This window comes from Streptococcus oralis (assembly GCF_001579025.1).
Taxonomy (GTDB): Bacteria; Bacillota; Bacilli; order Lactobacillales; family Streptococcaceae; genus Streptococcus; species Streptococcus oralis_X.
On the sequence record NZ_KQ970253.1, the window covers coordinates 1 to 320 of the forward strand.

At 45.6% G+C, this 320-nt stretch carries 1 protein-coding gene; it reads left to right on the forward strand.

Annotated features, from left to right (window positions below):
• The coding region (locus tag SORDD27_RS09490; protein ID WP_155718902.1) for a SpaA isopeptide-forming pilin-related protein at positions 1-320 on the forward strand (320 nt) is incomplete at both ends.

Consider the following 320-nt stretch of genomic DNA (forward strand, 5'->3'; position numbering starts at 1 on the left):
TGACGGCACAGTGGAAGTGACAAACGTTGGTGAGAAAGACTCTAAGGGTGAAGAAAACAAAGTTGTAGCCAACGGCTCAACAGTAACTGTAACCGATAAAGATGATGACAGTCCACGTACGATTACCTTCAGCAAGGTTAACCTTGGTGGAACAGAAATCGCTGGTGCACAGATTAAGATCTACAAGGGCGAAAAAGCTGAAGGTACAGCCGTAGAAAGCTGGACTTCAACTGACCAACCTAAGCAACTGAATCTTGAACCAGGCATCTACACTTTCCATGAGGAAGCAGCCCCAACTGGTTACCTCAAAGTAACGGATA